Source organism: Methylobacterium sp. (genome assembly GCF_028290105.1).
Taxonomy (GTDB): domain Bacteria; phylum Pseudomonadota; class Alphaproteobacteria; order Rhizobiales; family Beijerinckiaceae; genus Methylobacterium.
In genome coordinates this window covers 1-8,150 of sequence record NZ_JAQGKL010000136.1, presented here as the reverse complement: position 1 = coordinate 8,150, position 8,150 = coordinate 1, and the positions used below count along the sequence as shown (strand labels likewise).

The 8,150-nt window shown below is 70.6% G+C and carries 8 protein-coding genes; 2 read left to right on the top strand and 6 right to left on the bottom strand.

Going from position 1 to position 8,150, the window contains the following annotated elements; all coding sequences use genetic code 11:
• Positions 1-230: 230 nt before the first annotated feature.
• Entirely contained in the window at positions 231-1,325 is a 1,095-nt protein-coding gene (locus JWQ05_RS09565; RefSeq protein WP_299657911.1) for a replication protein RepA, read from the bottom strand.
• A gap of 631 nt (positions 1,326-1,956) precedes the next feature.
• Between JWQ05_RS09565 and mazG the strand changes: the two genes are divergently transcribed.
• Positions 1,957-2,790 (top strand): nucleoside triphosphate pyrophosphohydrolase, encoded by an 834-nt coding sequence (gene mazG, locus JWQ05_RS09560; protein ID WP_299657909.1) that lies wholly within the window; start codon positions 1,957-1,959, stop codon positions 2,788-2,790.
• On the opposite strand, the gene JWQ05_RS09555 is transcribed toward mazG, so the two are convergent.
• Genes JWQ05_RS09555 through pabB form a run of 4 tightly spaced genes read right to left on the bottom strand, consistent with a single transcriptional unit; the run spans position 2,768 to position 6,000 of the window.
• The gene (locus JWQ05_RS09555) at positions 2,768-3,187 is read right to left on the bottom strand and encodes a DoxX family protein (protein WP_299657907.1); all 420 of its coding nucleotides are present in this window, start codon (positions 3,185-3,187) and stop codon (positions 2,768-2,770) included. The two genes, mazG and JWQ05_RS09555, sit on opposite strands and share 23 nt — an antisense overlap.
• Positions 3,184-4,005: an aminotransferase class IV gene (locus JWQ05_RS09550; protein WP_299657905.1), complete on the bottom strand. Its 822-nt coding sequence runs from the start codon at positions 4,003-4,005 to the stop codon at positions 3,184-3,186. The genes JWQ05_RS09555 and JWQ05_RS09550 overlap by 4 nt, the downstream gene beginning before the upstream one ends.
• A complete protein-coding gene (locus tag JWQ05_RS09545) occupies positions 3,992-4,603 on the bottom strand; it encodes an aminodeoxychorismate/anthranilate synthase component II (protein WP_299657903.1) in 612 nt (203 codons plus the stop codon). The genes JWQ05_RS09550 and JWQ05_RS09545 overlap by 14 nt, the downstream gene beginning before the upstream one ends.
• Positions 4,600-6,000, bottom strand: coding sequence for an aminodeoxychorismate synthase component I (pabB, locus tag JWQ05_RS09540; RefSeq protein ID WP_299657901.1), 1,401 nt, complete (start codon positions 5,998-6,000; stop codon positions 4,600-4,602). Before pabB ends, JWQ05_RS09545 begins: the two co-directional genes overlap by 4 nt.
• Before the next feature lie 225 nt (positions 6,001-6,225).
• Here pabB and rimO point away from each other — a divergent pair, with 225 nt between their 5' ends.
• A complete protein-coding gene (rimO, locus tag JWQ05_RS09535) occupies positions 6,226-7,593 on the top strand; it encodes a 30S ribosomal protein S12 methylthiotransferase RimO (protein WP_299657899.1) in 1,368 nt (455 codons plus the stop codon).
• Here the strand turns inward: rimO and JWQ05_RS09530 are convergent.
• Positions 7,538-8,150, bottom strand: a 613-nt coding sequence (locus JWQ05_RS09530; RefSeq protein WP_299657897.1) for a nicotinamidase, incomplete at its 5' end; no start/stop codon positions are given. The two genes, rimO and JWQ05_RS09530, sit on opposite strands and share 56 nt — an antisense overlap.

Genomic DNA, 8,150 nt, shown 5'->3' with positions numbered 1-8,150 from the left:
AGTTCGAGGTAGAGCTGGTGGTCGGCGATGGCGCGGTCGAGTTCGTCGCGGCGGCGGCGCAGGTCGCGCAGGGCCGCCTCGGCCTCGGCTTCGGACAGGAACATGGGGACCTCGCGGAATATTCCAGACAACGTCTTCGGTACCGGATATTCCATGTTTTATTCCCTGCGTTCATCCCAGGCGCAAGGTATATTCCGACCATTCTTCCACGCCGCAGAAGGAATATGCCGTCAGCCGGCCGTCGCCACGGCCCTGCGCGGGGGCTTGGCGCCGCGCGGCGGGATCAGAAGGGCGCTCGGATCCGCGGGCTGGAGCAGCATGCCGTTGTCGTCCAGCCGGATGGGCAGCTTCGGGAACACCTCCTGCAGGTGGGCGAGGTCCGCCTTGAAGGCCTGCCGGAAGCTGCGGATGCTGGCGTTGTCAGCGCCGAACTGCCGGTGCAGGTTGTCCCAGGTCAGGCGCAGGGGCCGCTGCAGGGCGCGCAGGCGGTAGCCGACCCAGAACAGCAGATCGAGCTTCCGGGCCGAGCCCGAGAAGGCGCGCGCCGCCCGGATGTCCACCGGCAGGGCGTGCTGGATCAGGTTGTCGTAGAAATCCTGGTGGAACTGCACGCTCTTCTGCCAGACGACCCCGTCGGCCCCCTGCGGCAGCCAGAGGTCGAGCTGGCGGAACGGCGGCACGTTGAGGGTGCTGGCGCTGCCCGCCCCGTCCCAGAGGCCGATCTGCAGGGTGCAGGCGGCGAGCCTGGACAGCTGTTCCTTGAACTGCCGGATGGTGCCGCGCTCGCCCCCGGTGACCGCGAACCCCATCTCTTTCATGAAGCCCGACAGGCTGTCGGCCACCGCGATGGTGGGGCTGCGCTGGCGCACGGCCTCGGTGCAGAGGTGCAGGAGCACGAGGCGGGCCTTGGGGCCGTAGGGCAGGCCCTGGAACTCCATCTCGCCGGTGGCGGGGTTCTTCAGGCGCCCCGCCAGGAGACTGAGCGAGTTACGCCCATACTCGCGAAAAAACTCGCGGGCGTCGCCCGGGTCGCGATAGGGCAGGCCGCAGAGCGCCAGCACCGAATGGATGTGCTGCAGGTTCTCCGGGCCGGTGGGCTCGTTCTCGATGACCTCGCGCACGGCGTCGCGCCGGCGCTGGTCGCGACCCATGGCCTGGCGCCGGCCGGCGACCGCGCCACGCGCCTCGGCCTCGGCGTCCCGGGCCCGCTGCCGGTGCAGGATGGTGTTGGCGATGGTGGCGAACAGGAAGCTGCCGCGCGCCGCCTCGACCTCGGCCAGGAGATCGGCATCGCGGATGCCCGCCACTGTGTCCTCGATCCCCATGATCCCGGTGCCGACCCTCGTGGCGCGCGAACAAGCGGCGCGGTCCGGCAAATGCCCGGACTCCCGCCGCGCGGCGACCATGCCCGATTCCACATCTCCGAGTCTCGCGGGCCGCCGCGGAACGGGGTGGTCATCCCGGCTATCCACCGGTCGGGCTTGGAGAAACGGACGCCGTCGGCCTTCGGGGTTCCCGCGACGGCGCCCCCACGCAGAGTTCGATACGGGGGCGGATTCGGGCTTGTCCCCGGAGTTCACCGGCCAGGGCGCTTATCCACGCCGAACCCGATACGGTCCTGCGCAGAATCGCATGCGCGAAAGCCCGTTCGCCACGCAGACTTCCATACGCATGAACGCAGAGTTCGATACGGATCCGCGCAGAGTTCGATACGCAAACACCCTTCAAGTCCATGGCAGGATTGCGCTTTCGGCGCTCCCTTATAACTCTCAGAAATGACTCTCTGAGAATCCCTTACCGATACCTTTCCTAAGGGTCCGGATCACCGTTCGGAAGAACGAACACCTCCTGGACAAGGCCTTTTTCGAGGGAATATGAAGGACGAGGCACCGCTTCTCCCGCATTCGTCCCCAGCCTCACGACTTGGGAGCCGATCGGCTAAGGGACATCCGACGGATGCGAGACGCGGGAGACGACGTGGTGGACATCGAGGAACTGCTGGCCCTGATGGCGACGCTTCGGAACCCGGAGGTCGGCTGCTCCTGGGACGTGGCGCAGGATTTCGCCGGCATCGCACCCTACACGGTGCAGGAGGCCTACGAGGTGGCCGACGCCATCGCGCGGGGCGACATGGCGGATCTGCGCGACGAACTCGGCGACCTCCTGCTCCAGGTGGTCTTCCACGCGCGCCTCGCCGAGGAAGCCGGGCATTTCGCCTTTCCGGACGTGGTCGCCGCGGTGGTGGGAAAGATGGTCCGGCGCCACCCGCACGTGTTCGAGGCCGACGGCACCCTGCTTCCCGCGGGCTCGCCCCGGCGCGACCCGGAGGCCGTGGCGCGGCAATGGGAGGCGATCAAGGCGCAGGAGCGCCGGTCCAAGCCCACGGGGGAGGCCAGCGCCCTCGCGGGCATTCCGCTGGCCCTCCCCGCCCTGACGCGGGCGGAAAAGCTCTCGGCCCGCGCGGCGACCTACGGTTTCGACTGGCCCGATCCCGAGCAGGTGGTCCTGAAGGTGCGCGAGGAGATCGACGAGGTCGCCGACGCGATGGCGAACGGGACACCCGAGGCGGTGGCGGAAGAGGTCGGCGACCTGCTGTTCTCGGTGGCCAACCTCGCCCGGCATCTCGGAATCGATCCGGAATATTCCTTGGCGAAAGGGAATATGAAGTTCGAACGCCGCTTCGACGCCATGGCGGCGACGCTCGCGGCCGACGGTCGAAACCTCTCCGACAGCGACCTCGACGCGATGGAGGCGGCCTGGCGGGCGGTCAAGGTCGCCGAGAGGGGCTGACCCGCCCGGCGCCGAAGGGCCAGTCGACGATCCCGGCGGCGTAGAGCGCCCACCAGACGAAGACCGGCTGAAAGGCCAGGCGCGGCCCGTGATACCACCAGGTGTCGGGCAGGCCCGGCACCACGATGCCCGCCAGCGCGTGCTTGAGGTTGGCCGGAAAGACGCAGATCGCGTAGAGCGCGAGGCCGATCCCGGCCCAGCGCCGGGTGGGGGCGAAGGCGAGGCCGGCGACGCCGGCGAACTCGCACAGGCCCGTGAGGATCACGACCAGGCGGGGCATCGGCACCCAATCGGGCATGATCGGCAGGAACGCGTCGGGGGCGGCGAGGTGGACGACGCCGATGAAGGCGTAGGCGGCCATCAGCACCGCGCGCCACCAGAATCGGGGCGCCTTCATGGGAAGGCGTCGCGCCGCAGGTCTGCGACGAGGGCGCTCAGCACGGGATGCGCGGGACTGGCGAAGGCGTTCGCCCCGATGGCCGTCACGGGGGCGAGGCCGCGCAGGGAATTCGTCACGAACACCGCTTCGGCGGCGAGCAGCGCGGCCAGATCGAAGCTCCGCTCCGCGATCGGAAGGCCCAGTCGCGGCGCGCGCAGCAGAATTTCGGCGCGCAGGATGCCGGGCAGGACGCCGTCGGCGAGGGGCGGGGTGACGAGGATGCCGTCGATCACCGCGAACAGGTTGCCTGTCCCCGCGCAGGCCACCCGGCCCCGCGTGTTCAGGAACAGGGCCTCGTCGAAGCCGGCGGCCCGTGCTTCGCCCGCCGCCAGCACCGCGTCGAGGTAGCCGAGGGTCTTCAGGTTCGCCCCCGGCGAGGTCTCGTTGCGGCGGATCGCGGTGGGGTGCAGGCGCAGGGGCGAGAAGGCGAGGCCGGGTCCGACGGGGGCGGAACTCGCCCAGAGCACGGGCCGGGGCTCGGCGGGGGGCGCGAGGCCGCGCGGGCCGGAGCCCCGCGTGATCGTGGTGCGGATCGCCGCGAGCGGGAGCCCCTCCTCCGCCAGGGCCCGCATGGCCATGGCGATGCGCTCGGGCGGGACCGGAAAACCGAGCCGCGCGGCGGCGGCGGCCAGGCGCGCCACGTGCGCGTCCTCGAACAGGATGCGGCCGTGGCGGGCGAGCGCGGTGTCGAACACCCCGTCGCCGAGGGTCAGGCCCCGGTCGGCGAGGTCGAAGGGCACGGGCCCTTCGCGCAGGGCGCCGTCAAACCACAGCATCGCGGAGTTCCCGCCTCGCGCGCCAATCGCGAGAAAGTCGCAAGAAGTTGGCGAAGAGGGCGTGGCCGTTCTCGGTGAGCACGGATTCCGGGTGGAACTGCACACCCCAGGTCGGGTGCGCCTTGTGCGAGAGCGCCATCACCTCTCCTTCCGTGGAGACCGCGTCGATGGAGAGCCGGTCGGCCATGCCGGGCTCGGGTGCCACGATCAGGGAGTGGTAGCGCCCGACCTGCATCGGGTTGGCGAGCCCTGCGAACAGGCCCGTCCCCTGGTGGCGGATCGGCGTCGCCTGCCCGTGCAGGGGGCGGCCGGCGCGCGCGACCCGGCCCCCGAAGGCCGCGCCGATGGCCTGGTGGCCGAGGCAGACGCCGAGCAGCGGCATTTCTCCGGAGAGTTCGCGGATGGCGGGCAGCGAGATGCCGGCCTCCGCCGGGGTGCAGGGGCCGGGGGAGATCACGATGGCCTCCGGCGAGAGGGCGCGGATGCCCGCGACATCGAGGGCGTCGTTGCGCGCCACCCGCACGGTCTCGCCGAGCTCCTCGAAGTAGCGGACCACGTTGAAGACGAAGCTGTCGTAATTGTCGATGACGAGGATCACGGCGCCCTCCCCGGCTCTGCTTCCGGCTCGAAGGCCTGGAACACCCGGGCGGCCTTGGTCAGGGTCTCCTCGTATTCCGGGCCCGGCTCCGAGAGCAGGGTGATGCCCCCGCCCGCCTGGAGCACGGCCGTCCGGTCGTCCATGAACACGGTGCGGATGGCGATCGAGGTGTCGAGGTCGCCGGTAAAGCCGATGGCCCCGATGGCGCCGCAATAGAGTTCGCGGGCATCCCCCTCGATCTCGGTGATGATGTCCATGGCGCGCAGCTTCGGCGCGCCGGTGATCGAGCCGCCCGGGAAGGTGGCGGCGATGAGGTCGAGGGCGTCGAGGTCGGGTCTCAGGGTTCCGGTGACCACCGAGACGAGGTGGTGGACGGAGGCGTAGGATTCGAGCCCGCACAGGACCGGCACCCGCACGCTGTGGGCCTCGCAGATGCGCGAGAGGTCGTTGCGCAGGAGGTCGACGATCATGATGTTCTCGGCCCGCTCCTTGGCATTGGCCTGGAGGGCCGCCCCGAGGCGCGCGTCCTTGACCGGATCGTCGACGCGGCGCACCGTGCCCTTGATCGGCCGGGTCTCGACCTGGCGGCCGCTGAGCTTGAGGAAGCGCTCGGGGCTGCTCGATGCGACGCGTAAGGGCCCGAAGTCGAGATAGGCGCCGAAGGTCGCCGGGTTGGTGGCGCGCAGGCGCCGGTAGAGAGCAAAGGGATCGAAGCCGGGGCTCAGGTCCGCCTCGAAGCGCTGGGCGATGTTGGCCTGGTAGATGTCGCCGGCGCGGATGTAGTCGCGCACCCGCTCCACCGCCGCCTCGTAGGCGGGCCGCGTGAAGTTCGAGCGCCACGTGAGAGGTCCTTGTGCCGCCGGCTCGGGGCTCGGGCGCGCACCCGCGAGCAGGTCCGTGAACTGCGCCAGCCGCGCCCGGGCGCGGGCCTCGCGGGCGGCGGGGGCCGTCTCGGGAAAGCCCGTGGCCAGGAGCCGGCAGCGCCCGCTGGCGTGGTCGATGCTCAGCACGGTGTCGTAGAGGTTGAAGGCGATGTCGTCGCAGAGGTCTGCGCGCCGGGCCGGTGGCGCCACCCGCTCCAGGCAGGCGCCGAGATCGTAGGCGACGTAGCCGATGGCGCCCCCGGAAAAATCCGGGAGATCGGGGTCGCGGGCGGTGCGGTAGGGGGCGAGGCAGGCGCGCAGGGCCTCCAGGCCGGAGCCGGGAACGGGGCGCCCGTCGAGGGAGGCGACGCCATCGCGAAACCGGAAGCGCCCGAACGGGTCCGCCGCCAGGGTCGAGGTCCGGCCGAGGGTGTCGTGGTGCATCGCGCTGTCGAGGAAGGCGAGCCCCGGCAGGGCGGCCAGGGCCTCGGCCGCCGCGACGGAATCGACGAACGGGATGTCAGCAATCCACATGGGGACTCGGGATCAGCTTCGGGGACGCGGCGGACGGTCGAGGGTTGGGTCGAGCCTGCACAGGTGGCATGCGCGACGGCGTGGCAAAAGCGCGATCCGCGCATGGCTCGGACCCGCGCCGCTCGCTTGGGCGAGCGAATCCCGTTATAGGGCTGTCAACCTCTTTGTCCCGCCCTCCCCCGAATCCAGGGCCGTTCCGGTTTCCGGTCGGCCCGACGAGCCCCCATGACCGCATCTTCCCTGCCGCCCGCCTCGCCCCCCGTCCTGCCGCCGGCCGGCGCGAAGGCGGCGCCCAAGATCTCCTTCGTGTCGCTGGGCTGCCCCAAGGCGTTGGTGGATTCCGAGCGCATCCTCACGCACCTGCGCGCGGAGGGCTACGAGCTCGCCCGGCGGCATGACGGCGCGGACGTCGTCATCGTCAACACCTGCGGCTTCCTGGATTCGGCGAAAGCCGAGTCCCTCTCGGCCATCGGCGAGGCCATGGCGGAGAACGGCCGCGTCATCGTGACCGGCTGCATGGGCGCCCAGCCCGACGAGATCCGCGAGAAGTACCCGAACCTGCTCGCGGTCACCGGGCCGCAGGCCTACGAATCGGTGGTGGCGGCGGTGCACGAGGCGGTGCCCCCGGCGCACGACCCGTTCTTCGATCTCGTGCCGCCGCAGGGGGTGAAGCTCACCCCGCGCCACTACGCCTACCTGAAGATCTCGGAGGGCTGCAACAACCGCTGCACCTTCTGCATCATCCCGAGCTTGCGTGGCGACCTCGTCAGCCGGCCGGCGGGCGACGTGCTGCGCGAGGCCGAGAAGCTGGTCAAAGCCGGCGTCAAGGAACTGCTGGTGGTCTCGCAGGACACATCCGCCTACGGCGTCGACATCCGCTACGCCACGAGCCCCTGGCGCGACCGGGAGGTCCGGGCGAAATTCTACGATCTTTCCGCCGAACTCGGGCAACTCGGGGCCTGGGTGCGGATGCACTACGTCTACCCCTACCCGCACGTGGACGAGGTCATCCCGCTGATGGCCGAGGGCAAGATCCTGCCCTACCTCGACATGCCGCTCCAGCATGCCAGCCCCTCCGTGCTGCGCCGCATGCGCCGGCCCGGCAACCAGGAGCGCCAGCTCGAGCGCATCCGGCGCTGGCGGGAGATCTGCCCGGATCTGGCCATCCGCTCGACCTTCATTGTCGGCTTTCCCGGCGAGACCGAGGCCGAGTTCGAGGAGTTGCTCGCCTGGATCCGCGAAGCCAAGCTGGAGCGCGTCGGCTGCTTCGAGTTCGAGCCGGTGGGTGGTGCCGTCGCCAACACCCTCGGGGATCTCGTCCCGCCGGAGGTCAAGGCCGAGCGCAAGCGCCGCTTCATGGAGGCGCAGCAGGGCGTCTCCGCCCGCCTGCAGAAGGCCCGCATCGGCAAGCGCCTGCCGGTGATCATCGACGCGGTCGAGGGCGGCATCGCCAAGGGCCGCTCGAAATACGATGCCCCCGAGATCGACGGCAACGTCCACGTCACGTCACGCCGGCCGTTGCGGGTGGGCGACATCGTCACGGTGAAGATCGAGCGCGCGGATGCGTACGATCTGTATGGGAGCGCGGTATAGGGGCGATCGCCCCGCTGGTGATCCGCTCCACCCCCGCCGCCGCCATCTCGGCCCAGGCCCGCGCCACCGATCCGTCGAGGTCGATGCCGCGCACGGCGTCCTCCACCACCAAAGCTTCGAACCCCGCCGCCCGCGCGTCCAGCGCGCTCCAGGCGACGCAGTAATCGGTGGCGAGCCCGCACAGCACCACGCGGGTGAAGCCGCGCTCGCGCAGGTAGCCGGCCAGCCCCGTGGGGGTGCGCCGGTCGGCCTCGAGAAACGCCGAGTAGCTGTCGAGGGCAGGGTTGTGACCCTTGCGGATCACGAGTTCGGCGCGGGGTGCGTCGAGGCCGGGGGCGAACGCGGCGCCGTCGCTCCCTTGCACGCAATGCTCCGGCCACAGCACCTGGGGGCCGTAGGCCAGGGGCACGGTGTCGAAGGGTTCCCGGCCGGGATGGCTCGCGGCGAACGAGACATGGCCCGGCGGGTGCCAGTCCTGGGTCAGGACCGCGTGCGGAAAGGCCTTCAGCAGGCGGTTGACCGGCGCGATCACCGCCTCGCCATCGGGGACGGCGAGC